Below are 24,681 nucleotides of genomic sequence, written 5' to 3'. Positions count from 1 at the left end.
TTTGCAGACAAATTAAGCCGTAGCTATAACTTTAGAGTTCTGCCAACGCCCATTTACTCTGCTAATGAATTTTGCTGGTATTGATTTACCGTTTCTTAGTTCATATACTACTTGCAAGACATTTGCACGTTTACTTGGTTGAAACATTACAATACCAGATGTATAAAAGCTTCTTAAAGCATTAGCACCAATTAAAGCTTGAAAAGGGCTTTTTGCGAGTGTAGCTGTCGATACTTTTCTGGTGTGACGTGTAATAATGATTCCAGCCATAGGATTAATTATAGAACGTAGTTTTTCTACTCTGCTTTGCAGGCCAGAAAACATATTTTTATAGTCAAGAGAATCCAAGACGATAAGGTCTATTGTTTTAAATTTTTCTCCTATGATCTCTTTTATTCTCTCTATACCTTCATCGTTTAAAGTTAATCTCATCTTTGTAGTAACAATCAAGTTTTCTTCTGCTAGATTTGGCAGCCTTTGATTGGTTATGATTTGTTGTATTCGTTCCCTGATGTAATTGTACTCCATCTCATTTTGCAGATAGATTATTTTTAGTGGCCTTGCTGATTTCATCTTAAGAAACGACACTCCTGCTGCAAGATGTGCAAGCAAAGAGAGAAGAAAATAACTTTTGCCAACCTTTGGCGTACCACCAATGACTAAAAGACCACCTGGAGTGAGAATTCGTGGAGCTATTATGTCTTCTGGTATTGGTGATTGATCATTTAAGTACTGCTTTACAGAAAATATTTTTTCTTCTCTTTTCCCCCCTTTTTTTTCTCCACTCTTTGATTTTTTATTGAGCCACTTTCTAGCAGAATATATATCACCCTTAATTAAAATCCAAAGATCAATAATATCACCACCAGTTCCTTCAGTAAAATTACGCCAATCACCAGCTTCCTTACCTACTATTTTAACTGTAATTGTATTTCCATTTAAGTCTCCAATATAAGTTTTTTCTCGGTAAAACTCACCATTTGGAAGTAGGTAAGAAAGGCACTCCTTGATATTATCGATTAATAATGCTTTTATCTTTTCTTGCTTTTTAGACATAAAACTCCCATACATATTTTTTATACGTTTAAAGTTGAGATTAGCTAGCTCACAAACAGTTTCAAAAGATTTTGAATTCAGCCAATTAATTGCTTCTTCTCTTAGCTTTGGGTTTTTTCCTACTGAGTCCTGAATACCTCTAGTAACGACAGCAGACCAAAGCTTTTCCTCGTCGTACTTCAAAATGGTATTCTGTCAATTTCATAATTTTTACGGTATTCCGGAGTAACTATTGAAGCAATTTTGTTCTTTTCTCCATATTCATCAGTTATAACACCTACCTTTACTGTAAACTCTAAGCCATTTAATTCTGCAACTGAATTTAGCTTACGAGCAAGGATTGCACCTTCTGAGTTATCATGTGGATGAATGTCGCGTGCCGATTCTAGAATACTGCGAAGCATAGAGCGACCCATTTCTCCCCAAGTATCTTCTGCTTTACTACTTTTAATACCAATTATCTGATAAATCTTGTGCTTTGCGTACAGATCTTCAATAACGGTAAATTCTGTATTTAAATAAATGCTACCAGTAGTGGGGCTTTTGGTGAACCAATGCTCATAACCTCCGGGCTTGATTGTCATCTTTACCTTTACTATTGTACCTTTAGGTATTAACCTACTTTGCGGTTTTACAGTGTTAAAGTCAGTTAACAGGTCTTCTAACATATATCATTCTCCATGTTTAAATTTTAAAACTTGCTTTTAATCTTTGTAAGCAGCTTACCTAAGTGTGGTTCTTCAACCATACTCAGACGTCCACTACGATCCTTAGCTGGGTATCCCCAGGGATTTAAAGTGTGGCAAACAAAAGAGCGTTTCTCAGTTCCATCCTTCTGTTTTATACCAACCATACTAATTACTTCATCAACAATACCTGGAATTGCATTGGTGGTTTTGTTACCTTCACATTGAATACTCCAAATTGGACGATTAAACTCATCCAGATTCTTTTCAAGACCAGCGGTTAAGATAATGTCTTTATCTTTTATGTGTTGAAGTTGAATTAGCCAATCTATCATTTCTTGACCAAGTTTACCAAATACTGCAAGACCATTCGGCTTGCCTGTTTTTTCAGAAAAAATATCTGGCTGTGACTGTGCCCATGTTAAACATAGTGTTGAAGCAAACGACAGACTGTCGAAAAAAATGCATTGATATCTGAAAAGTTTCTGAGCAGTGTCTTTTTCTTTACTACACACATATTCATAGTGTTTTTGGCTATACGGCTGATCAGGTCTCACAGTAGAATTAGGTCCTCCAAGAATACAAGCAATATCCCTGGCTTCATTCCAAGTGCGAACACTTATTGAATCTCCTTGCCAGTCTTGAACGGCAAGAAGTCCTGCTTCAAAATCAAGACAAAGTGTTGGTTCATCTATGGTCTTTAGGAGACTTGTTTTACCAATACCATAAGGACCAAAGATGACCATTTTTACACTTGGTGTTACTTTCAATCTTTCACTATTATTCAAAATTTTAAGAACCATTATTTATCCATGCTACGATGTATATATATACAAGAAAGGTAAAAATTTTGTTCAATTTTTCTTTTTGCCTTTGTAGTAAATAGGAGAAAGTTTAGCACGTATCTTCTTGATAATATTGTTTAAAGTGGTTCTTGAAACGTGGTTCATTTTGGCAACTTCATGTAAGTTAAAAAATTTAAGTTGCTCACATATATTTTGCCATTCCTTTGGTAAAACCGAGATCATGTAGTCTACATCAATGCGTTTTGTTATTTCACTCTCAAGTAGCTCTGTTACATCGATACTAATATAGTTATTGATATCGCGTTTTGCACATCGCTGTTTCTTTAGCAAGTTAATAGCTTTGTTTTCAGTTAATCTTGCTACGAAAGTGTTAAAGCTACTTTTATCTTCATCATATTGATCAAGACATGGCCAAATTTCACAGAAGAGTTCTTGCTCAAGATCTTCGTGAGCTTCATTAATAAAGCACTTAGCAAGTTTCAGTCTATAAGCTTGATATTTTACATTTTTAATAACTATATGGTAGTTTTGTAATTTCATAACTTTCCTTAAAAACAAATTGATGCTTTTAAGGATGAGAGTTATTAATGCCGTTATGTAGGACAGAAGCAAAAATAAATAATACTGATGCGATTTTTAATCTATTGATATTCTGTTATTTTTTTTTGAGAATAATACTGATGCAATTTAAAATAATACAGTTCAGGTTTTTGGAACCTATTTTGAATGGATTTCAATGTTTTTTAAAGACAGTTAAAAAAGGAAACTGCATAAACCAGGAGGCTTTAAGTTATATTAAGAATATAATAAAATATATAAAAATCTCACATTTTAAAATTCAAAATCACCTAGGATTTCACTACTAAAAAAATAGCTTAAAATTTTAAGAAAAATATAACTAAAAAACATACCTCTACAACTGTAAGTTCCGTTCCTAATTACTGGCTTCCTAAATCAGGAATTAGGAATCAGGAATCTAGAGTTAGCCTGTATGGCGGGTTTTCACCATGCGTTCCTAAAACCGTTCCTAGGAACGGCATATCTGAAGTTCGCCAATATGGAGGACTCTAGCTTCCTAAAACCCTTATATATAATATATATATATAATACATATATAAAAATATACATATATATCAAAACATATAAAATATGAGATTAGAATAATAAAAACCTCTAAAAGTAGAGAAAGCCGTTTGAAAGGTCTTCAAATTCGAGAATTATAAAAAAAATTCCTTAAAATTTGAAGATTTTTTGGACAAAAATTTTTCAAATCTTGTATATATATGTACCTGACGATTGAAAGGCTTGGCAAGTAAACTGGCTGGACTATTTTACATGGTGGAATAGCGCAAGGTGGAAGTAAGAGTTTTCATGTGAGCGGATAGTTGTTGAATTTCAAAAATTAAAGATTTTTTGGACGTAATTTTTTCGAATCTTGTATATCTGACAATTGAAAGGAAATGCTCACACTAGATCTTGGCAAACAAACTGGCTGGACTATTTTACATGATGGAATAGTACAAAGTGGAAGTAAAAGTTTTCATGTTAGCAGGTTTAGTGGTGGTGGAGTGCAGTTTTTAAATTTTCGCAATTGGCTTAATTCACTTAAGTATAAATTTCCAGGTATTGAAGTTGTGTACTTTGAAGAAGTGAGAAGACACTTAGGAACTGATGCTGCACATATCTATGGAGGGTTTTTAGCACACCTTTCTGCTTGGTGTGAAGAACATCATGTGCCATACAAAGGTGTATCTGTGAAAACTATCAAACGCTTTATAACAGGCAAAGGCAATGCAAGTAAAGCTGATGTCATTGAGGCAGTACAGGAAAAGGGTTTTTGTCCAACAGATGATAATGAAGCAGATTCTTTAGCTTTAATGTTCTATGTTATGAATTTTAGTAAAGATTTTAGTGTATTAAAAATATCATAAAAAGTGGGTCCTTTCGGCCAGAATGGAGGGTTTGGTGGTCCCAACCCCAGGCCTTCTTTAGCGTCAGAGATATTTTAAATGTTGACTACTTGTGCAGTTATAGCTGATCAGTGCCAAAAAAGGAGAAAAATGGTGAGAATTACTCAAGCAGAATGGGCAAGAGAAAAAGGGTTTTCGAGGCAATATGTTTGTTCTTTAGCGAAGAAAGGAATTGTTGAACTGGAAGATGGACTCATTGACCGAGAGCAAGCAAATGAAGCTCTGAAAGCTGTTCGTGATCCAAGTCAACCACTGAGAAGAAAAGAGAATGGAGAAAAACTTTCAACGATATTGCTAAAAACGCGAATAAAAAATGAAACGGAGCGTGGTAAACTTTTGGAAGCTAAAGTGAAAGCTGAAGTAGGCAAATTTGTGTCAATTGAAGAGGTAAAAACTGAAGCATTTAATGTAGCAAGAGTTGTCCGTAATAATTTGCTTAATATTCCAAATAGAGTTTCAGCGCTGCTTGCATCACTGAGTGAGACTGAAAAGATTCATATGGCGCTAACTGAAGAGATTACAAACTCACTTGAAGAATTATCTAACGCTAAATTTAAAATATAAAAAGATTTTGAATACAAAATGGCTGATAACTTAAGTTTAGAGTTAATAAAGTGTTTAATCAATCAACCTGGATTAGATGTTAATGTCAGAGGGTTAAACGGAAAAACCCCACTACATTGCGCTATAGAATTTGATGAATTAAGCATGGTGGATTTGTTACTCACGAAGAAGAATATTAATCCTTTTGTGGAAGATAATGAAGGTAAAACATCTCTTGATTACGCCAAAGAAGGGAAAAAAGCAGAAATATTACAAGCGCTAATTAATAACAAGTACGGGTCAGAACAAGATAGCTTACTTCATTTAGCTGCAATGATAGGTGAAGTTAATGCAGTGAGATATTTGATAGGAAAAGGTATTGACGTTAATGTACGAAATGCTTTGCATCATACGCCATTACATCTAGCAGCAGGGATAGGACATGCAGAAGTTGTAAAGATTTTGATAAGAGAAGGAAAAGCTGAAATCGAGGTTTTTGATGCACGAAATCAGACACCAATGCACTATGCAGTTAACAACAAAAAATTGGAGATAGTAAAGTTATTACTGGAGCTAGGAGCAGATGTAAATAGCGCACGTGTAGGACAAAACTCGATGAAATTATCACCTGTGCATATAGCTGTAAGTAATACTAATTACGATGAAAGAGACTTATGTCTTGATATCCTCAAATGCTTAATAAAGGAGCCTAATGCTCAAGTCAATTTACAAGATTACGAAAATAAAACGCCACTACATTACGCTGAAAGACTTAAAACAATAGAGGTTTTACTAACGCGAGAAGATATAGACCCTCTGGTAAAAGACGATAGCGGCAAGACACCATTTGATTACGCTAAACCTGAGATAAAGAAGGCTTTGATAAGTAATAAATACGGTTCTGAAAAGAGTAGTCTACTACATTTAGCTGCACAAAGAGGAGAAATTGAGATTGTAGATACAATTTTAAAAGAAGAAATCGATATTGATATTGTAAATAATAAAGGTTTATCACCGATTTACCTTGCTGCGGAAAAAGGGCATTTACATGTAGTAAAGTTATTGCTGAAAAAAGGAGCAAATTATACACCTGTTCTGCACTTAGCAATCAAGTCAAATAATTTAGAGTTGCTAAAAACTTTATTTAAAGAAAAGAGCATCAAATTACCAGACGAGATAGGCAAGTCTGTACCAGTTTATTATAGGTGTATAGAACATAGAGATGCAAAAGTAAGAAAATACAACAATGTGATCTGTGTTTTTACCTCAGTAAGTGCAGTAGCAATGGCAGCATATATAGGTTTAACAGCAACAACAATAAGCAGTGCAATCATTTTTGCAACAATAACAGGGATATTTGCTCTTGTTATAGCAATAATGATAAGTGAGATGAGCAAAAGATATATAGAAAAGGAATTTCAGAAAAAGATGTTTATGGAGATGGAGGAGTGTAGTTCTATTGTTAATGATGTCGAGATAGAACCAGTTATGAGTAGATGCAGACAATGATATACGCTAGAGCTTTTTCTGAAGGTTTAAGACCAGATCCCCAGCTTAAAGTATCAGAGTGGGCGAATGAGTATCGAGTTTTAGCAGCAACTGCAGCATCAGAGCCAGGGAAATGGAGAACGGAAAGAACTCCTTATTTAAAAGAAATCATGGATTCACTTTCTCCGTCCTCACCAGCAGAAAAAGTAGTATTCATGAAAGGAGCGCAGATTGGGGGAACAGAAGCAGGTAACAATTGGATTGGCTATATTATCGATCAAACACCAGGTCCAATGTTAGTTGTGCAGCCAACAGTCGAAATGGGAAAGCGTTGGTCAAAGGGAAGATTTGCGCCACTGATTGAAAGTACGCCATGTTTAAAAAATAAAGTAAAAGACCCAAGGTCAAGAGATTCAGGGAATACTGTGCAAAGTAAGGAATTTCCAGGTGGAATAGTAGTAATAACTGGAGCAAACAGCAGTGTAGGACTGAGATCTATGCCGGTAAAATATCTTTTTCTTGATGAAGTAGATGCGTATCCAGGGGATTCAGGAGGAGAAGGAGATCCAGTTTTGCTCAGCATTGCTCGAACTAATACATTTACGCGGCGAAAAATATTCTTGGTTTCAACGCCAACGGTTCACGGAATAAGCAGAATAGAGAGAGAGTTTGAGAGTTCAGATAAACGATACTTTTTTGTACCTTGTCCACATTGTGATCACTATCAGGTGCTGAAATGGCCACAAATAAAGTGGAAAGATAAAAATCCAAATACAGCGCACTATGTGTGTATAGAGTGTAACGGCAAAATAGAAAATCATCAAAAAACAGAGATGCTAGCTAGAGGAGAGTGGAGGCCTACCAATCCAATAAAAGGTGAAAAAAAAGGGTTTCATTTATCGAGTTTGTATAGTCCAGTAGGCTGGTATAGTTGGCAACAAGCAGTAGAGGATTTTCTCCATGCAAAAGAGAGTGAACAATTACTAAAAGTTTGGATAAATACCACTTTAGGAGAAACTTGGGTAGATAAAGGAGAAGTACCAGACTGGAAGCAATTATTTAACAGGAGAGAATTTTTTCAGATTGGTACAGTACCAAAAGGCGAAGTAGTTCTCACAGCAGGTGTTGATGTCCAAAAAGATTGTTTAGAAGTAGAAGTTGTAGCCTGGGGAAAAAGCCGTGAAAGTTGGTCAATAGACTACCAAGTATTTGAAGGAGATACTGGGGGTGGAGAAGTATGGAGAAAACTCTCTGAGCTCTTAAATCATCATTTTATTGGTGAAAATGGTCTTGAATATATGATAAGTATGATGGCGGTTGATGCTGGGTATGCGACACAAGAAGTATACAATTGGGTAAGAGGTCATCAAGGCTCTGGAAGAGTAATGGCAGTAAAAGGTGTAAATAAAGCACTAGTACCACTTAGCAGCCCAAGTAGAGTAGATATAACAGTTGGTGGTCAAAAGCTAAAGAGAGGAATAAAGCTGTGGCCAGTAGGAGTATCGATATTAAAGTCAGAGCTTTTTCAGCTACTTAATGTTTTAAAAAACGGGGAAAAAGAAAAAGTGCCAGCAGGATACTGTCATTTTCCTGAGTATGCACCTGAATATTTTAAGCAGCTAACGGCAGAGCAATTAGTCAGCAAGGTAGTAAAAGGATACACCAAACAAGAGTGGCAAAAGGTAAGAGAAAGAAATGAAGTACTAGATTGCCGAATTTACGCAAGAGCTGCATCGATAGCACTGGGAATAGACAGATGGCCAGAGAGTAAATGGAATAGTTTAAGTGGAAAAATGGAAAGCAAAAAGCCTAAAAAAGTAAGACAGAGTAAGTGGCTTGGTAATCAAAATGTACAGTGAAAAATATTTAACTCAAGTTGAGAAAGCAATTCAAAAACTGCAAAGCGGAGAAAGAGTTGTCTCAATTGCATATGGTGACCATGTTGTGAGGTACGGGGAAGTTCAAATAAAGGATTTATTGGAGCTCAGGCAACGAATAAAAGCGGGGTTAAAAGTTGCAGGCATGAGGCCAAAGAGGAAAATTGTTTTTTCAACGAGTAAAGGAATTTTATAAATGCTGCTAAAAACCTTCAAGCAATTATTTAACAAACCAAAGATAAAAAGCTCAGCGTGGGATGCAGCAGGCTCAGGAAGAAGATTTTTTCACTTTCAACCAGAGTTAGGAAGTATAAACAATTTGCTGTCTCAAAGCCTTGAAACTTTACGTAGTAGATCACGTGATATGGTGAGAAAAAATCCATATGCAGCAAATATCATTGATACAATAGTAAGTAACTCTATTGGAACAGGAATAAAACCGCAATCAAAAGCAAAGAATGCAGAATTTCGAAAGAAAGTGCAAGAATTATGGCTAAAATGGACAGATGAAGCAGATAGTAACGGAGTAAGTGATTTTTATGGATTACAAGCTCTAGTATGCAGAAGTATGATAGAGGGAGGAGAATGTTTTGTACGTTTAAGAACGAGAAAGCTGGAAGATAGATTTTCTGTGCCATTACAACTGCAAGTACTTGAGTCTGAACATTTAGATAATAAAACAAATCAAACTTTAGGAAATGGTAATGTAATAAGAAACGGGATTGAGTTTAACAAGCTTGGGCAAAGAGAGGCATATTACTTATTTAGAGAACATCCAGGAGAAGGTTCGTTTGGAGAGTCAGTGAGAGTACCAGCAAACGATGTTTTACATATCTATAGACCATTAAGACCTGGGCAAATTAGAGGGGAGCCATGGCTTTCGAGTATACTTCTGAAACTTTATGAGCTTGATCAATACGATGATGCAGAATTAGTGAGAAAAAAGACAGCAGCAATGTTTGCAGGGTTTATTACAAGACTTGATCCTGAGGCAAATATTTTAGGAGAAGGTGAAGCGAATGAGCAAGGAGTAGCATTATCAGGTTTAGAGCCAGGAACAATGCAGCTTTAGACCCAGGAGAGGACATAAAATTTTCAGAGCCGTCTGATGTTGGAGGAAGTTATGAAGCATTCATGAGACAGCAACTGAGGGCAATAGCAATAGGCACAGGAATAACATATGAGCAGCTAACAGGAGATTTAACAAGCGTTAATTATTCATCCATTCGGGCAGGGTTGATAGAGTTTCGCAGAAGGTGCGCAATGTTACAGCATAACGTGATAGTGTTCCAGTTTTGTAGACCTATTTGGAATAGATGGCTAGAATTAGCAGTGCTTTGTGGAGAACTGAGTATAGATGAAAAAGTAGTAAAAGCAGCGAAAGAAGAAGTAAAATGGATACCACAGGGATTTGATTGGGTGGATCCACTGAAAGATCAGCAAGCACAGCAAATGGCAGTAAGAAATGGATTTAAGAGTCGATCGGAAGTAGTATCAGAAATGGGTTATGATGTAGAAGAAATTGACCAGGAAATAGCAGAAGATCAAAAGCGTGCAAATAGTCTCAACTTAATGTTTGACTCTGATTGTAAAGGATTATGATGCTCTTAGGAAAACCATTAATGCTTGAGCCAAGAAGTTTTGAGCTATTGTTATTGAACAATCAAAAACATCCCACGTTTAAAAACATAAAGCACTCCATCAAAAGTAACGTAGAAAGAACTGCAATTATACCAATTCATGGAATCTTGACTAAAAAACCAGGTGCGTTTGATGAAATGCTCGGGATGACATCATATGAGCAAATAGAAGTACAAATTACACAAGCATTAGCAGATAGTAGCATAGAGACAATTATACTGGAAATAGATAGCCCAGGAGGAGAGGTAAACGGTATATTTGACCTGGCTGATTTTATTTACGAATCAAGAGCAAAAAAGAGAATTGTGGCAATAGCAAATGATGATGCATATTCTGCAGCGTACGCTATAGCTTCTAGCGCTGAAAAGGTATTTGTGAGCAGAACTTCTGGTGTTGGCAGTATTGGAGTAATAGCAAGTCATATAGATCAAAGTAGATTTGATGAAAAGCAAGGTATTAAGTACACCACAATCTTTGCTGGTAGTCGAAAGAATGATTTAAACCCACATGAGCCAATGACGTCTGAAAGTCTGGAAAGCTTACAAAAAGAAGTAGATCGACTATATGAAATGTTTTTGCAGCTAATAGCAAGGAACAGAGGTCTTTCAATTGAAAAGATTCGATCAACAGAGGCAGGGCTATATTTTGGGGAGAAAGCAGTAGAAATAGGCCTTGCAGACGGAATGACAATTCTTTCAGAGTTTAAATATATTAATAAAAACAGGAGTATTACTATGAACGAACAAACTATAACTGACCTAAAAGAAGAAACTAATAATTTAACTAAGTATCGTACTGAAGTTCTTGAATTAATACGTTTATGTAATATATCAAAGATGCCAGAGAAAATAGGAGAATTTATTGAGCAGAGTGTAAGTGTTGAGCAAGCAAGGGAAGTTTTAATGGAATTACTTGCAGAAAGAACAAAGAAGACAGAGATAATAAGTACAATACCACAGAATTCAGGAGAAGAGTTGATGATGCAGGTAGCGAAAAGTCGTAGGCATTTAAAATATATAACAAAAGGAGAAAAGCAAAATGAGTAGTATAACAGAACAAAATAACCTTGGTGATCTTCTAAAATATGAAGCATCAAATTTATATTCACGAGATCAAATAACTGTTGCCAAAGGACAGAATCTCAAGCTTGGTGCAGTAGTTGCTAAAAAGACTGAAGATGGTTTTATTAGGGTCTTAAATCTAACAGCAACCGATGGCACACAAACGGCAATAGGAGTAATTTCAAGTGATGTAAACGCAAAGGAAAATGCTAAAGGAGTAATTATTGCTCGCGGTGCAATGCTAGCAGATCATGCAGTTGTATGGCCAGCAAATATCACTGAAGAGCAGAAAAATGCAGCAATAAAGCAACTTGAAACACGAGGGATCATTATCCGTAAAGCAGTCTAAAGCTATATTAAACAATAAAAAACACAAAGGGGGAAAAGAAAAAATGCAAAATCCATTTACAAATACAGCATTTAGTATGACGGCACTAACTAATGCGATGAATATATTGCCGATAAATTATGGACGGGTTGAAAATTTAAATTTATTTCCAAGTAGGTCAGTAAGATTTAGACATATTACCATAGAAGAACACAACGGAGTATTAAGTTTATTACCAACACAAATACCAGGAGCACCAGCAACAGTAGGAAAAAGAGGAAAAAGAAAAGTAAGAACATTTACGATTCCACATATTCCACATGATGATGTAGTACTGCCAGAAGAAGTGCAAGGAATAAGGGCATTTGGATCAGAGAGTGAACTTAAAGCGCTGGCAGATGTAATAACCGATCATTTGCAATTGATGAGGAACAAACATGCAATAACATTAGAGCATTTGCGAATGGGAGCGCTGAAAGGAATAATTTTAGATGCTGACGGGTCAGAATTATTAAATCTGTACAACGAATTTGAAATCACGCCAAAAGTAGTAAATTTTGCCCTGGGAACAGCAACAACAGATGTAAAGAGAAAATGTTTGGAAGTATTGCGGCATATTGAGGACAACTTAAGTGGTGAATATATGACAGGAATTCATGCTTTAGTAAGCCCTGAGTTTTTTGATGCACTTACTTCTCATGCTAAAGTGAAAGAAGCATATGAGAGATGGCAAGAAGGAGCAGCGCTAAGAAATGATATGAGGTCAGGATTTACGTTCTGTGGAATAACGTTTGAGGAATATAGAGGACAAGCAACTGATCCTGAAGGAACCGTGAGAAGATTTATAGAAAGGGATACGGGGCACTGTTTTCCAGTAGGAACAGCAAGCACATTTACAACATATTTTGCACCAGCAGATTTTAATGAAACAGTGAATACTCTTGGACAGCCACTCTATGCAAAACAAGAGCCAAGAAGATTTGATAGAGGGACTGATTTGCATACGCAGTCAAACCCTCTGCCAATGTGCCACCGTCCAGCAATACTAGTCAAGATCGTTGCAACATAGGTAGAGCAAATATAAAGCGGTGTGAGGCAGAAGAATGCTTTACCTCTTCTTAGCATATAAATGTTAGTATATAGCGGAGAAATGTGCAAGAGAATATTAAGAGATTATTTAAAGATTGTTTTGCTCATTTAGGAAAAGTAGCTTTGTATGAATCAAAGGATAAGTCATATATGGTACAAGTACTAAAGCAACAGCCAGATAAATTATACGAGATTGGTGAAGGACAATTTGTGGGAGAGATGCTTTTTCTTGAGGTAAATGTTTTTGATGTACTGAGGCCAATGGTGGGAGATATTTTTGTTATTGATGGTCGTAAATATAAAGTATATTCTCCACCACTGCGAGATAATTCAGGAATAGTATGGAATATAAAATGTACAGTACTTGGAGAGAATGATGTTTAACATTGAGGTTAATGAAAATATTGAGAGAATTATTCACAACATTGATGCTAACAAAGCCAAAATAGAATTGGCAGCGGTAAGAGCGCTAAACAAAACGGCATTATGGTTAAAATCTCAGGCTGTCCGAGAAATCAGTGAAGAAAAGCAAATTAGGCTAAAAGTAATTAGAAAAAGACTAAGAATTATCAAGGCAAGGAAAAGCACTTTGAAGGTTTTAATTAGAGCATATCTGTATGATATAAATATAAAACAAGCAAAAATAAGAACAGCATTTAATGATGCATTTATGGCAACGATGCCAAGAGGCTATCGTGGTATTTTTAAACGTGTAGGAAGAACAGCACTACCGATACAGGAGGTTAAACTACCACTTGAACCTGAGGCTTCAAGGATAATAGAAAATCTTGTTAATTATGAAGTTGAAAGGATATTTGAAAAATATTTTACACATAAGTTATTTTATGACGGCATTTTGGACTAATTTACATGAGGCAATCTGTAATACGCTAAAGGCAGAGATACCAGCAATTCAAACTTGTGAGGTTTATCCAGCAATAAGGAAAGAGTTAGCAGCTCCAGCGGTATTTATAGAATTGTCAAGTCTAGAGCAAGGAAAAGATCCAGGAACAGAGGAGCTAGCGCTGAGAGCAAAATTTGAGGCACGAATAGTGATCGATAGCACAATAGAAAATGCCTCTATTATTGTCAGATCATTAGCTGCTGAGGTTGCCAGAGTAGTAAATAAAAATACTTGGAACGTGAAAAATGTTTCACCAGGAGAATTTATATCAGGAGGAGGAGATGATTTTAGGCCAGAGCTCGATGCATATTTAGTGTGGATGGTAGACTGGGCGCACGAATTGCATGTAGGGCGATCGATTTGGGAAGTGAGTAAAATAAAACCTCGTTTAATCGATGTGAATGTTGGAAAGTAATTTTGCAATTTCAGAATTGCGGAGGAAATTGGCCAACATTGTCCGTATAGGCATTGTCGAAAAAATAGATTATGAAAAAGCTAAAGTAAAAGTTAAAATAGGTGAACTTGTAACAGATTTTCTTCCATGGATAACAAATAGAGCTGAAAGTTGGTCACCACCAAATATTGATGAACAGGTAATAGTATTATCACCATTGGGAGAATTGTCTTTGGGGGTGGTGTTACCGGCAATATATCAGGAAAAATACCCTCCTCCAGAGAATAAAAAGGAAGTAAATAGTGTAAAATTTCAAGATGGGACAAGATTTACGTATGATAAAGAGAAACATCATTTAGAGATTGAAGTAGTAGACAAGATAACACTGAATGTTGGGGAATCAAGTGTAGAGATAACAAAGAGCGAAATAAAACTAAAAGCAAAAAGAGTAAATCTAAATTAGGGAAAGGAATGAATAAATCAGTTATACGCCTAGGAGATCACTGTGAAGGAGCGTTGCTGCATTTTTGTATAAGTGGAAGCAGAGATGTATTTATAAACGGAAGACCTGTCTGTAGGCAAGGAGATAATTTTAGTGAAGGAAAAGTAATGACACAAGGGTCGAAAGCAGTGTTTGTAAATGGCAAAGCCATTGCTCGTACTGGTGACCTAATTTCCTGTGTAGCAATAGCAGAAGAAGGGAGTGATAACGTTTTTGCAGGGTAAATAATATGCGTGGTATGAGTTCTGAAACTGGTAAAACAATAAGTGGTATAGAGCATTTAAAACAATCAATAGTTGATATTTTAACTACGCCAATTGGCACTCGTGTTATGCGCCGAGATTACGGATCAAGGTTATTTGAGCTGATTGATCATCCAATTGTACCTGGTTTTGCACAAGAACTTTATGCAGCAGTTGCAGAAGCATTAGAAAAGTGGGAGCGTCGATTTAAGCTTAAACGTGTACAAATAACAGAAATAAAAGAAGGTAAAGTAACTCTCATTTTAGAGGGAATCTATCTGCCAAATGGAAAGCTGATCCGCCTTGATGGTATTATAGTATAAGGCAGTAGAATGAAAACACCAAATATTGTTGAAACATTAAAATTTGAGGAAATCTTTTCGCGAATGAAAGAAGAATTAGTGCGTCGGAATGCAAATTTTTCTGCGTTAACTGAAAGTGATCCAGCAATGAAGATCTTGGAAGTAGCAGCCTGGCGTGAACTTTTGCTTAGGCAAAGGATTAATGATGCAGCACAGGCAAATTTACTTGCTTTTGCAAGAGGTAATGACCTTGATCACTTGGCTGAATTTTATGGTGTGCTGAGAAAGGAGTCAGAGAATGATGAATCCTTAAGGAAGCGGGTAAAAGCCAAAATTGTTGGTTGGTCAACAGCAGGGAGTAAAGAGCATTATCGCTATCATGCGTTGTCTGCTGACACAAGAGTAAAAGATGCACAAGTGGTATCGCCGATACCAGGAAGTGTACAGATTTCAATACTTTCCACAGAAAATGATGGTGTACCTTCGGAAGAATTGCTAAAGGTCGTCAGAAGTCACGTTGTTCGTGATGATATTCGTGTATTAACAGATACGCTTACAGTTATTGGCTGTAGTATTATTCCAATTACTATTCATGCTAAAGTGCATATTTATCCTACTGCATCAAGAGATGTGATTGAAGCTGCAAAAGAACAATTTGTCAAAGATTTTGAGTCTACTAAAGGTTTAGGGTGGAATGTTACCAGATCATGGATTATTGCCCATCTCTTTGCAGAAGTTGTGCAGAATATAGAGCTTACAGAGCCGATAGAAGACATCATCGTGCAAGATAATGAATGCGTTACTTTACGTGGTTTGAAAGTTAGGTAAACAATGGTGATACTTCCTCCAAATTCATTAAAGCAAGAGCAAATACTTACAGATGTAATTAATTATTCTCTTGATACAAAATCTCTACGGGGATTTAAATTTAATCCTAAGACAGAAATGTTACCGTGGCTAGTAGCTGAGTATGGCCTAGAAGAAATTTTATCCCAACTACCAGAGCATAAAGTAGATTATAGCTTAGCTAAGGAAAACGGAATAAAATTTCAACGTTTGCGCGGTACACCAGAGTCACTGAAGATGGCACTTAAGTGGGCAAACATTGATAATATTACTATTCAAGAAGAACCACCAGGAGAGCATTTTGCTGAATTTCAAATTGGCATCACTGATGTTCCTAATGATTTTTTTGTCGATAGTGTAATTGCTTTGGCAAAACTTTCTGCACCGGCAAGATCTCGATTAATGCGAATATTCAATGACTATTACAATGCTCAGCGGTTTATATTAGATGAAAGTATTTTTGGAGATCTTCTTTCAGATTACTCAGGTATAAAAATAGCAAAAGAAGGGCCAGTGTTATCGTTTGGAAGAAAAAACTCATTTGAACTGAAAATAGGAAATCCAAGATTTAAATTTGGCACTTTTAGATCACATTATGATAGAAGCTACAGTAATGATTTATATAGGTTAGATGTCGCAATATTATCAGAAACAGAGCCTCACACGAAGAATTACAACGGTATATATGAAAGAAGTCATCAGTGGTATAACTTAAAAGCACTATATCCTCTACCACAGAGTTTGTTGCCAGAAATTAAGTTTGCTAAAGCGTTGATAGTATTGTCAGGTAGTTGGAACTTAGGGGATATAAATGCTTGTTTTGCATCAACTGCTTATGAAGAAATAGAGCGTACATTTTACTTAAGTGAAGATAAACTCTCTGAGCAGATTTGGAATTTTCAACGCACATCAATTTTAGAGCGATTTAGTATATCTTATTACTATGAAGCGAAGAATTTTACTGATCAAAGAATAATAGAGTCTAGTTTAAGAGAATATCATGTTGATTATCAAAATGACTCAGATTTAAAACAGAAAGACCCTATTCATGAGCTAGAAAATTACGTAACAACATTTTACCCAGGTATAGTCACTTGGCATGAACATCGCCACTTAAATCGCCCTTGGAAAAATTTTGAGCCTATTATTGCAAGAAAATTGGACGTTTTTTCTATGAATCTTGTATATATATAATATCAATCGCATAATCGTATATGTCAATACTTACACAATCAGGTAGAGCAGCTATTGCTGCAAGTATTAAGGAACAAGCTATACATCTTGCTTGGGGATCTGGAGATTCTACTTGGGAAAGCAGCTATAAAGTTGAAAAAACTTTTGCAGCTGACGGAAAAATAACCTTAGATCACCACACTATTAAAGATGTAAAAGTTTATACAGGGCAAACAATCTATCAGTCAAGCATAGATTACACAGTTGACAGCAGCGAAGGTACGATTGAACGTGTGAAAAATAGTGCAATTATAGCAGATAGCGTAATCACTATAGGGTATACTCAAGGAACACCACCGGAACTTATTACTTCTACACAATTGCTAAAGGAAGTTGGACGTCGTGTTGTTGATGAGGTGCTCTTTTGCACTGGTGATGAGAATGGAGAACTTGTAACTCCATCTGGAAGGTTTAAGCCTTCTGATGTACCAACTAATAATCTTTATCTCAAATTTACTTTCGATTTCACGGATGCAGCAAATCAAGTAATAAGGGAGCTCGGGGTTATGGTTGGTACAAAGGTAAAGGAAAAAGTGTCATCTGGGCAGAGATATTTCGAGCCAAAAGACGTGGAAAATCCTGGAATTTTGTTAGTTTTAGAACACACCGTACCACTTATCAGAACATCTGCAACTCGGGAAACTTTTTCATTTGTTGTAACTTTTTGAATTTTTCTAGCATAAAATGACTTTAAACGCCTATTATAACCGCTTTAATCCTGACAAAGAATACGAAAAAAGCTTATTTCTTGCTGGAAGAGGTTTGCAATCTGCAGAACTAAACGAGACTCAGGAGTATGCTCTCTCTAAGCTTAAAGGCATAGGCGATGCAATATTTCGTGATGGTGATGTTATAATAGGAAGCAATTGTATTATAGATAGAGAAACTGGTAAAGTTACACTTGAATCAGGAAAAATCTATCTGCGTGGAGCGGTGAGAAAGGTAGAGGCAAAAGAGTTTGTTATTCCACTGAGTACAACAGTTCGTATCGGTGTTTATTACGTAGAATCTACGATTACAGAACTTGAGGACGAAAATCTTCGTGATCCTGCAGTTGGTACAAGAAATTATCAGGAAGTAGGCGCTGCAAGGCTTAAAGTTTCCACCACTTGGAGTTATCAATCTGAAGGTCTTTCTCCACGTTTTTCTGCAGGAGAGTTTTATCCAATCTATAACATTGAAAATGGAGTATTAATAGAACATTCACCACCTCCACAAGCAAATATAGTAACCACAGCTCTTGCTCGTTATGACAAAGAAGCAAATGGTTCCTACGTTGTAAATGGCCTAGAGGTAATGTTTCTACATAAAGAAGGTGGAAAAGAAATATTTGTGATTAATGAGGGCAAAGCTCATGTTGATGGCTATGAGATTGAACTTCCTCACAGTATTCGAGTTTCTTTTGATCAAGATCCGGATATAAAATCAGTTGAATCAGAACCACATACTTTTCAGCCAAATAGCCAAAGGGTAATGGAACTGAAGGTTAATGATTTTCCAATAAGTGAAATTAAAAAAGTAGATATAACTGTTCAAAAAACCATTACCATTACTCACGGTTCATACTCAGGAGCTGTTGATCCAATACCTGACTCTGCAGTACTTGAGATTATTCAAGTTAAACAAGGCAATGTTATTTATGAAAATAGTATAGACTATAAGTTAAACGCAGGAAACGTCGATTGGTCATTACCAGGTAAAGAGCCAGCTCCTGGAAGTAGTTACCTAATAACCTATCGCTGTCGCACTCATGTAAGCCCTGAAGATATAAGTGAAGAGGGATGTAAAGTAAGAGGTGCCGTTGATAACAGCTTGGTTCTGATTGATTACACCTGGAAAATGCCCCGCTTTGATTTAATTACTATCGATAGCAAAGGGGTGGTAAGGAGAATAAAAGGTATAGCTCACCCTTGGAGACCATCAATGCCTAAAGCGCCTAGCGGACAACTTTTGCTCTGCTACATTCACCAAACATGGAAAAACGGAGAAAAAGAAGGGGTAAAAATAGTGAATAATGCTATTCATGCTGTACCGATGAATGAGCTTGAAGCAATGAAAAAAGGAATAAATGATCTTTATGCGCTGGTTGCACAGGAACGTCTACGCAGTGATGCAAATTCAAGAGAACCTACCACCAAAAAAGGAGTGTTTGTTGATTCATTCTTTGATGATGATATGCGTGATCAAGGAATTTCGCAGTCTGCAGCGATAGTAAATAGAGAGCTAGTTCTGCCAATAGATGTAGAAGTTGCAGATATTGAAAAAGGTAGGGAAAGATATCTTTTGCCGTATGAACTTGAGCCGGTATTGGAACAGCTTTTACAGACTAAAAGTGAAAAAATTAATCCATATCAAGCTTTTGATAAAGTAACCGCAAAAGTTACTCTAAATAAAAACATTGATCACTGGACCGAGGCTACCACAAATTGGAAAAGTCCAGTGACAAGAGTTTTTAATATTACGGAAACCACAGAGGTATTGTCAAGCAGAACATACGAAGCTGAATTTATGAGAGAAGCAGTACAGAATTTTGAAATTGAAGGTTTTGAGCCAGATGAAAAGCTTAAGGAAGTAAAATTTGATGGCCTAAGTATTCAACCAATAGCATAGAAGGCAAAAAAGGTGGAAAAAAGAGCTAACAACCAGGGGAAATTAAAGGGAAAAGTGAAAGTACCAGCAAATATTCCAGCAGGTACTAAATTAGTACAGTTCTTCGGTGATAAAGGCAGTTATGGAGAAGCAACTTATACTGGTAAAAAAACTATTACCATAGAGGAAAGAAGAAGAGTGATCGCAGCAAGAAGAGTTGATCCTTTAGCACAAACATTTACTCTAAATGAGAGTAGGCACATAGGAGGTGTAGAACTATGGTTTTTTAATAAAGGCAAAAAACGTGTTGTTGTACAAATTCGCGAAACATCAGTGGGAATGCCCTCACAAACTGTCATTGCTGAAAGCTATATTGAGCCAAAAGATATAAAAGTAGATGGCACAGCAACACGTATAGAATGGTCGCCAGTGTTTTGCCATGCAGGAGAGGAGTATGCAATAGTACTGCTTACTGATGATTCAGAGACAACAGTCAAAATAGCAGAACTTGGCAAATATGATGCAGTAAATAGCCGTTGGGTAACAAGTCAGCCATATCAAGTAGGAGTATTACTGTCGTCTAGCAATGCAAGTACGTGGACTCCACATCAAAATTTAGATTTAACGTTTCGATTACTAGCTGCAAAATTTAGTGAAGTTTCTCATGTTGTTGATCTGGGCAAAGTTACTGTAAATAATGTATCAGATTTAATTGTTTTGACGAACGTCGAAAAAGTAGCATTTGATACCAATGTAGAATTTATCTTAACAGATGAAGAGGGAAGAGAAAATTTTTTGTCTGATAATTTGCCGCTCGCGCTGCGTGAAAGACTATCTGGAGAGTTAACAGTAAAGGCAAATTTAAAAGGGTCAAAAGAAAAAAGTCCAGTGCTATATCCTGGGTTACAGCTAGTTCTGGGAAATATAGGGGAAGAAGGAGATTATGTCACGAGGAGCATTACCGCAGGAGCTAACACTAAAATTACCATAACGTATGATGCATTAATACCTGGTACTGCAGATGTAAAATCATATGTGGAACAAAGCGCTAAAGGATGGCAATTAGTAGATTTAACAGCAGGAAAACCAATCGGAGAAAATTGGGTGGAGAGAACTCACGTGCTATCAAATTTTAATGCCAATGAAACAAGGATAAAATTAGTTTTAAGTGGAACGGTTGTCTATCGTCCAAAAGTCAAAAATCTACGAATCATTGTCACGTAGCAGAATGTCAGATGATAAAACAAGTAGAGGATACTCTTTGCCTCATCCAGAAAACATTGCTGTGCAAGATGTTGTTCGTATCCGTACCACAATTGAGAAAATAGATGAAGATATTACCGAAAGAGAAGATGAGCATAATCAACTAAAAAATAATTTTAAACGATTTAGATTTGAAACTTTTTTGAATTTTTGGGAATGAAGGAAGCAATATACCAAAGGATAAAGGATTTAGCAGCAAACAGCACACCTGATCAACTGGCATATCTTGCAAAATCTCTGGAATTGATAGCAGATAAAAAAGCTATTTCTAATATTGTGCAAATGGCTAAAATAAAAGAAATAATTGACGCACTACAAAAAAGACTTAAGGATTTAGTAGCAAACAGTACTCCAGATCAATTAGCATATCTTGCTAAAGCATTGGAATCAATAGTCGATAAAAGTTCAGTTTCTGAAATTGTACAGATGACAGATGGTAAGCTAAAAGAACTTCTTGATAGTGCAAAAAAACACCTAAATGATATAAACAGCAATAAAACAAACTCAATATCAGCAATAACTGCAGTAAAAACAGAGTCTGTTAATGAAATCAACAAGCTTAGGGATAATTCCTTAAATACTTTAAAAGCATCATCAGATTCGCACATATCGCTACTTGATACGAGAAAGAATGCCAATATTGCAGCAATAAATAGCATTAGTAACAGTCATAAAGATGGTCTTAAAGGTTTAGTAGAAGATTTTCGTGCTGTTAATAATGTACCACCTGGCTCATCAATTATAGGAGAAATAGAAACTCGAATTAAAAACATCTCTAATGAGGTAAAAACTCGGGATGAACAGTTAAAAGCGTCTCTTATAAATGAAATAAGAAAGCGCAACATGGTTGAATCAGGGTCATTACCTTTCTTATTTGGTGTGCTTGGCAGAAAAAATAATTACTTTGGCCACGGAACTTTTACAACAGAGCTTGGAGAGTGGAGCGGTGATATAACAAAAACAGACTATATGCTGCAACTACTTGCAGGTACTCACACGTACGATACAAGCTATGTTAGTTTTTATCGGCCAAGACAACTAAGTTTTATAGAGGGAAGTAAAGGAACATTTATTTACGGAGAGTTATGCACAAAAAGTTTTTCGGGTAGTTATGATGAGATATACTATTACCCATATGCTGCACTTGGAGTAGTATTTGTAAAAAATACAACCAATGTGAACATAAATAAAACAATAGAATTTGTTGGATCATCATACTCTAGTACGGAGTATGGGGGTGCAGGACTATTTGTGGGAACACCAGATAATACTAATTCTAATAAATCAAGTATTTCAAAAATAGTATGGAAAAATGTTTACCAATACACGAGTTCTGATAGCAAATTAGCTGGATCTGGTAATGTGGAGATTCCAGCAGGAAAAACAGTTGCAACATTACTTTATACATCATCTTATCTATATTCCAGAACAAAAGTTAGTGAAGGTGTGCTCTCAGGTAATGTATATACCTATGGTCAATTTATTCAGTGGGGAATTTATAACATACGTAGCAATTTTCTCACCACAGGACTTGAGGTGGACGTAGAGAGAACACTAAGAGCGTGGCAATGCCCAGGATTAGATGCCACTCATAAAATTTGGAATTAAAAACGGAGAAAACCAATGCCAATTTATATTAGATTTGAAAACCACAAACAAGTAGAAACAACAACGCTTGAAAGTAAGCCAACTGGAAATGATTGGTATGAAGCGCCAAAGAATTTCGACTGGCAAAAAAGTTATTGTCTAACAGAAGGAGGAGAAATTGCTCAGCGGAGTCAAGAAGATATTGAATTGGAGTTACTACAAAATGCGAAGTTTTCTGCACTTTCTAATCTTCGTGCTTATTATGATAACTATACTAACGAATACGCTGGAAATTCTTACCAAAAAGCTAAATCGTATCAAATACAAGAAAAAGCCGCAAAAAGCATTCTAGCAGACCAAGATGAAAAAGATGTAGAAATTATAGAGCCTTTAGCAAAAGTACGTTGTATTACAGTTATTGAAATGGCAAAAATAATTGAGGAAAAGGCAAAAAAAGCAGTAAAAGCAATAATTAAATGTGAAGAGCTTGAAGATTTAGCCAAGAGAAAAATTGAAGAAGCCAAAAGCGAAGGAGAGCTAGAGAACTTACTAAACGATTTTAAACAAAAGATGCAAAGAAATGGCTAAAGAATTTTTGCACGGAGTAAATGTTATTGAGGTTACCTCAGGGGCAAAAACAGTACGTACAGCTAAATCATCAGTGATAGGTGTAATTGGTACTGCACCTGAAGCTGATGGACAAAAATTTCCACTGAATAAGCCAGTACTGATAGCAGGAAGTTTAAAGGAAGCAGCAAAGCTTGGAAAGAGTGGCAGTTTACCTTCTGCAGTAAATGGAATATTTTCCCAAATCGGTGCAACAGTAGTAGTTATTCGAGTTAAAGAAAGTGATCCAAAGCTCAAAGAAAGTGAAACTATTCAAAGTATAATCGGTGGAGTTGATAAAGAGACTGGAGAGTATCAAGGGATAGAGGCATTCCTCAGCAGTGAAAGTATAGTTCATGTTGCCCCAAGAATACTGATTGCACCTCAGTTTACTCATCCATTACCAGAAGATGGCAAAAATCCAGTGGTTGCAGCATTAATTCCTATAGCAGAAAAGCTGAGAAGCATAATAGTAGCAGATGGACCAAATACTAATGGTGAAGAAGCAATAAAGTGGAGAAAAAGTGTTGGCAGTCCTCGTGTTTACGTTGTTGATCCTTGGGTTAAGGTATTTAATGAAAAGGAGAAAATTTTACCTGCTAGTCCATTTGTTGCAGGACTGATTGCTAAAATTGATAATGAACATGGGTTTTGGTGGTCACCTTCAAATCAGGAGATTAATGGTATTGTTGGTACTGCAAGACCTGTTGATTTTACACTTGGTGATGCAAGTTGTAGGGCTAATCATTTAAACGAAAACGAAATTGCAACCATTATTCATCAAAAGGGATATAGACTTTGGGGAAATAGAACGTGTTCAAGCGATTCAAAGTGGAAGTTTTTATCAGTAAGAAGAACAGCAGATTTAATTAATGATAGTCTTCTTCGTGCACACCTTTGGGCAGTTGATCGAAACATTACTCGTACATATTTGGATGATGTAATTGAAGGTGTAAATGCTTACCTTGCACATTTAAAAGCAGTTGGTGCTATTCTTGGAGGAAAATGTTATGCAAACCCAGATTTAAATACTGCAGCAAGTATCGCCGATGGTAAAGTCTACTTTGATTTCAACTTCACTCCACCTTATCCTGCTGAGCAGATTACTTTCCGCTCACATTTAATTAATGATTACATTGAGGAGTTAATATAATGCTACCAAAAATTTTAAAGAATTTTACTGCCTTTGTTGATGGCCGAGGCTATGCAGGGCGTATTGATGAAATTAGCTTACCAAAACTTGCAATTAAAACTGAGGAATATCGCGGAGGTGGAATGGATATACCAGTTAGCATTGATATTGGTATGGAAAAACTTGAAGCAGAGCTCACTTTTGCTGAATATGACTCTGAGCTCTTTAGACTTTTCGGATTGATAAACAATAATGCAGTCTCTCTTACTTTAAGAGGAGGTTTGCAGGGAAGTAGTGATGCCGAATCAGTAGTAATTAACTTAAGAGGGCTCTTTAAGGAACTTGATTTTGGTAACTGGAAGGCTGCTGAAAAAGCAACACTAAAATGTATAATTGCTGCTAACTATTATAAGCTTACCATTGATGGCAGAGAATTGATTGAAATTGACGCTGAGAATATGATTCGCAAGATCGATGGTGTTGATCAAATGACTTCTATGCGCACAGCTTTAGGAATTTAACTAAAAGGGTAAAAC

At 36.2% G+C, this 24,681-nt stretch carries 28 protein-coding genes and 1 pseudogene; 25 read left to right on the top strand and 4 right to left on the bottom strand.

Annotated elements, in window-relative coordinates; genetic code table 11:
• Positions 1–12 precede the first annotated feature (12 nt).
• From ACE38P_RS03940 to ACE38P_RS03925, 4 genes are read right to left on the bottom strand one after another with little or no spacing between them, the layout of a single operon-like run.
• A complete protein-coding gene (locus ACE38P_RS03940; protein ID WP_374699391.1) occupies positions 13–1,239 on the bottom strand; it encodes an AAA family ATPase in 1,227 nt (408 codons plus the stop codon).
• Entirely contained in the window at positions 1,236–1,724 is a 489-nt protein-coding gene (locus tag ACE38P_RS03935; RefSeq protein WP_374699545.1) for a hypothetical protein, read from the bottom strand. Before ACE38P_RS03935 ends, ACE38P_RS03940 begins: the two co-directional genes overlap by 4 nt.
• 23 nt (positions 1,725–1,747) lie before the next feature.
• Complete coding sequence (locus tag ACE38P_RS03930) at positions 1,748–2,545, bottom strand: ATP-binding protein (protein ID WP_374699544.1); 798 nt, start codon at positions 2,543–2,545, stop codon at positions 1,748–1,750.
• 51 nt (positions 2,546–2,596) lie between these two features.
• The gene (locus ACE38P_RS03925; RefSeq protein ID WP_374699543.1) at positions 2,597–3,088 is read right to left on the bottom strand and encodes a sigma-70 family RNA polymerase sigma factor; all 492 of its coding nucleotides are present in this window, start codon (positions 3,086–3,088) and stop codon (positions 2,597–2,599) included.
• Between the two features lie 920 nt (positions 3,089–4,008).
• Here ACE38P_RS03925 and ACE38P_RS03920 point away from each other — a divergent pair.
• The 25 genes and pseudogenes from ACE38P_RS03920 to ACE38P_RS03800 all read left to right on the top strand — a co-directional run bounded on the left by ACE38P_RS03920 (position 4,009) and on the right by ACE38P_RS03800 (position 24,666).
• On the top strand, positions 4,009–4,479 hold the full coding sequence (locus tag ACE38P_RS03920; RefSeq protein WP_374699542.1) for a Holliday junction resolvase: 471 nt from the start codon (positions 4,009–4,011) through the stop codon (positions 4,477–4,479).
• Positions 4,480–4,608: 129 nt separating this feature from the next.
• Positions 4,609–5,082 carry a hypothetical protein gene (locus ACE38P_RS03915; RefSeq protein WP_374699815.1) on the top strand — a complete coding sequence of 158 codons (474 nt, stop codon included), beginning with the start codon at positions 4,609–4,611 and terminating at the stop codon, positions 5,080–5,082.
• A gap of 18 nt (positions 5,083–5,100) precedes the next feature.
• On the top strand, positions 5,101–6,570 hold the full coding sequence (locus tag ACE38P_RS03910) for an ankyrin repeat domain-containing protein (protein ID WP_374699281.1): 1,470 nt from the start codon (positions 5,101–5,103) through the stop codon (positions 6,568–6,570).
• Positions 6,567–8,408, top strand: coding sequence for a phage terminase large subunit family protein (locus ACE38P_RS03905; protein ID WP_374699280.1), 1,842 nt, complete (start codon positions 6,567–6,569; stop codon positions 8,406–8,408). Before ACE38P_RS03910 ends, ACE38P_RS03905 begins: the two co-directional genes overlap by 4 nt.
• On the top strand, positions 8,398–8,622 hold the full coding sequence (locus ACE38P_RS03900; protein ID WP_174516715.1) for a gpW family head-tail joining protein: 225 nt from the start codon (positions 8,398–8,400) through the stop codon (positions 8,620–8,622). The genes ACE38P_RS03905 and ACE38P_RS03900 overlap by 11 nt, the downstream gene beginning before the upstream one ends.
• A pseudogene (locus tag ACE38P_RS03895) lies at positions 8,623–10,028 on the top strand (phage portal protein). It abuts the gene before it with no gap.
• The gene (locus ACE38P_RS03890) at positions 10,028–11,113 is read left to right on the top strand and encodes a S49 family peptidase (RefSeq protein ID WP_374699814.1); all 1,086 of its coding nucleotides are present in this window, start codon (positions 10,028–10,030) and stop codon (positions 11,111–11,113) included. Before ACE38P_RS03895 ends, ACE38P_RS03890 begins: the two are co-directional and overlap by 1 nt.
• Positions 11,106–11,477, top strand: coding sequence for a head decoration protein (locus ACE38P_RS03885; protein ID WP_164224825.1), 372 nt, complete (start codon positions 11,106–11,108; stop codon positions 11,475–11,477). Before ACE38P_RS03890 ends, ACE38P_RS03885 begins: the two co-directional genes overlap by 8 nt.
• A 43-nt stretch (positions 11,478–11,520) precedes the next feature.
• Positions 11,521–12,525 (top strand): major capsid protein, encoded by a 1,005-nt coding sequence (locus ACE38P_RS03880; protein WP_374699279.1) that lies wholly within the window; start codon positions 11,521–11,523, stop codon positions 12,523–12,525.
• A gap of 83 nt (positions 12,526–12,608) precedes the next feature.
• Positions 12,609–12,929, top strand: a complete 321-nt coding sequence (locus ACE38P_RS03875) for a hypothetical protein (RefSeq protein ID WP_374699278.1) — start codon at positions 12,609–12,611, stop codon at positions 12,927–12,929.
• Positions 12,922–13,410, top strand: a complete 489-nt coding sequence (locus ACE38P_RS03870) for a phage tail protein (RefSeq protein ID WP_264377374.1) — start codon at positions 12,922–12,924, stop codon at positions 13,408–13,410. Before ACE38P_RS03875 ends, ACE38P_RS03870 begins: the two co-directional genes overlap by 8 nt.
• Positions 13,391–13,864: a hypothetical protein gene (locus ACE38P_RS03865; RefSeq protein WP_374699277.1), complete on the top strand. Its 474-nt coding sequence runs from the start codon at positions 13,391–13,393 to the stop codon at positions 13,862–13,864. Before ACE38P_RS03870 ends, ACE38P_RS03865 begins: the two co-directional genes overlap by 20 nt.
• Complete coding sequence (locus ACE38P_RS03860; RefSeq protein WP_065094332.1) at positions 13,851–14,306, top strand: phage baseplate assembly protein V; 456 nt, start codon at positions 13,851–13,853, stop codon at positions 14,304–14,306. The genes ACE38P_RS03865 and ACE38P_RS03860 overlap by 14 nt, the downstream gene beginning before the upstream one ends.
• A gap of 8 nt (positions 14,307–14,314) precedes the next feature.
• Positions 14,315–14,569, top strand: coding sequence for a PAAR domain-containing protein (locus ACE38P_RS03855; protein WP_374699276.1), 255 nt, complete (start codon positions 14,315–14,317; stop codon positions 14,567–14,569).
• 5 nt (positions 14,570–14,574) lie between these two features.
• On the top strand, positions 14,575–14,910 hold the full coding sequence (locus ACE38P_RS03850; RefSeq protein WP_264687695.1) for a GPW/gp25 family protein: 336 nt from the start codon (positions 14,575–14,577) through the stop codon (positions 14,908–14,910).
• A gap of 9 nt (positions 14,911–14,919) precedes the next feature.
• The gene (locus tag ACE38P_RS03845) at positions 14,920–15,717 is read left to right on the top strand and encodes a baseplate J/gp47 family protein (protein ID WP_374699275.1); all 798 of its coding nucleotides are present in this window, start codon (positions 14,920–14,922) and stop codon (positions 15,715–15,717) included.
• A 6-nt stretch (positions 15,718–15,723) separates the two neighbouring features.
• Complete coding sequence (locus ACE38P_RS03840; protein ID WP_374699813.1) at positions 15,724–16,929, top strand: phage tail protein; 1,206 nt, start codon at positions 15,724–15,726, stop codon at positions 16,927–16,929.
• A 20-nt stretch (positions 16,930–16,949) separates the two neighbouring features.
• The gene (locus ACE38P_RS03835) at positions 16,950–17,636 is read left to right on the top strand and encodes a hypothetical protein (protein WP_374699541.1); all 687 of its coding nucleotides are present in this window, start codon (positions 16,950–16,952) and stop codon (positions 17,634–17,636) included.
• Between the two features lie 16 nt (positions 17,637–17,652).
• Entirely contained in the window at positions 17,653–19,578 is a 1,926-nt protein-coding gene (locus ACE38P_RS03830; protein ID WP_374699540.1) for a DUF4815 domain-containing protein, read from the top strand.
• Positions 19,579–19,590: 12 nt separating this feature from the next.
• The gene (locus ACE38P_RS03825; protein WP_374699539.1) at positions 19,591–20,781 is read left to right on the top strand and encodes a hypothetical protein; all 1,191 of its coding nucleotides are present in this window, start codon (positions 19,591–19,593) and stop codon (positions 20,779–20,781) included.
• Between the two features lie 4 nt (positions 20,782–20,785).
• Complete coding sequence (locus ACE38P_RS03820) at positions 20,786–20,980, top strand: hypothetical protein (RefSeq protein ID WP_007301885.1); 195 nt, start codon at positions 20,786–20,788, stop codon at positions 20,978–20,980.
• On the top strand, positions 20,977–22,428 hold the full coding sequence (locus tag ACE38P_RS03815) for a hypothetical protein (protein WP_374699538.1): 1,452 nt from the start codon (positions 20,977–20,979) through the stop codon (positions 22,426–22,428). Before ACE38P_RS03820 ends, ACE38P_RS03815 begins: the two co-directional genes overlap by 4 nt.
• A gap of 15 nt (positions 22,429–22,443) precedes the next feature.
• Positions 22,444–22,995 carry a hypothetical protein gene (locus ACE38P_RS03810; RefSeq protein ID WP_374699537.1) on the top strand — a complete coding sequence of 184 codons (552 nt, stop codon included), beginning with the start codon at positions 22,444–22,446 and terminating at the stop codon, positions 22,993–22,995.
• A complete protein-coding gene (locus ACE38P_RS03805) occupies positions 22,988–24,166 on the top strand; it encodes a phage tail sheath subtilisin-like domain-containing protein (protein WP_374699536.1) in 1,179 nt (392 codons plus the stop codon). The genes ACE38P_RS03810 and ACE38P_RS03805 overlap by 8 nt, the downstream gene beginning before the upstream one ends.
• Positions 24,166–24,666 (top strand): phage major tail tube protein, encoded by a 501-nt coding sequence (locus ACE38P_RS03800; RefSeq protein ID WP_374699535.1) that lies wholly within the window; start codon positions 24,166–24,168, stop codon positions 24,664–24,666. The genes ACE38P_RS03805 and ACE38P_RS03800 overlap by 1 nt, the downstream gene beginning before the upstream one ends.
• Positions 24,667–24,681: the final 15 nt, after the last annotated feature.

This window comes from Wolbachia endosymbiont (group A) of Limnophora tigrina, from assembly GCF_964263225.1.
Lineage (GTDB): Bacteria > Pseudomonadota > Alphaproteobacteria > Rickettsiales > Anaplasmataceae > Wolbachia.
Note: the sequence above shows the minus strand (reverse complement) of the source record. Positions and strands in the feature narration are given on the sequence as shown.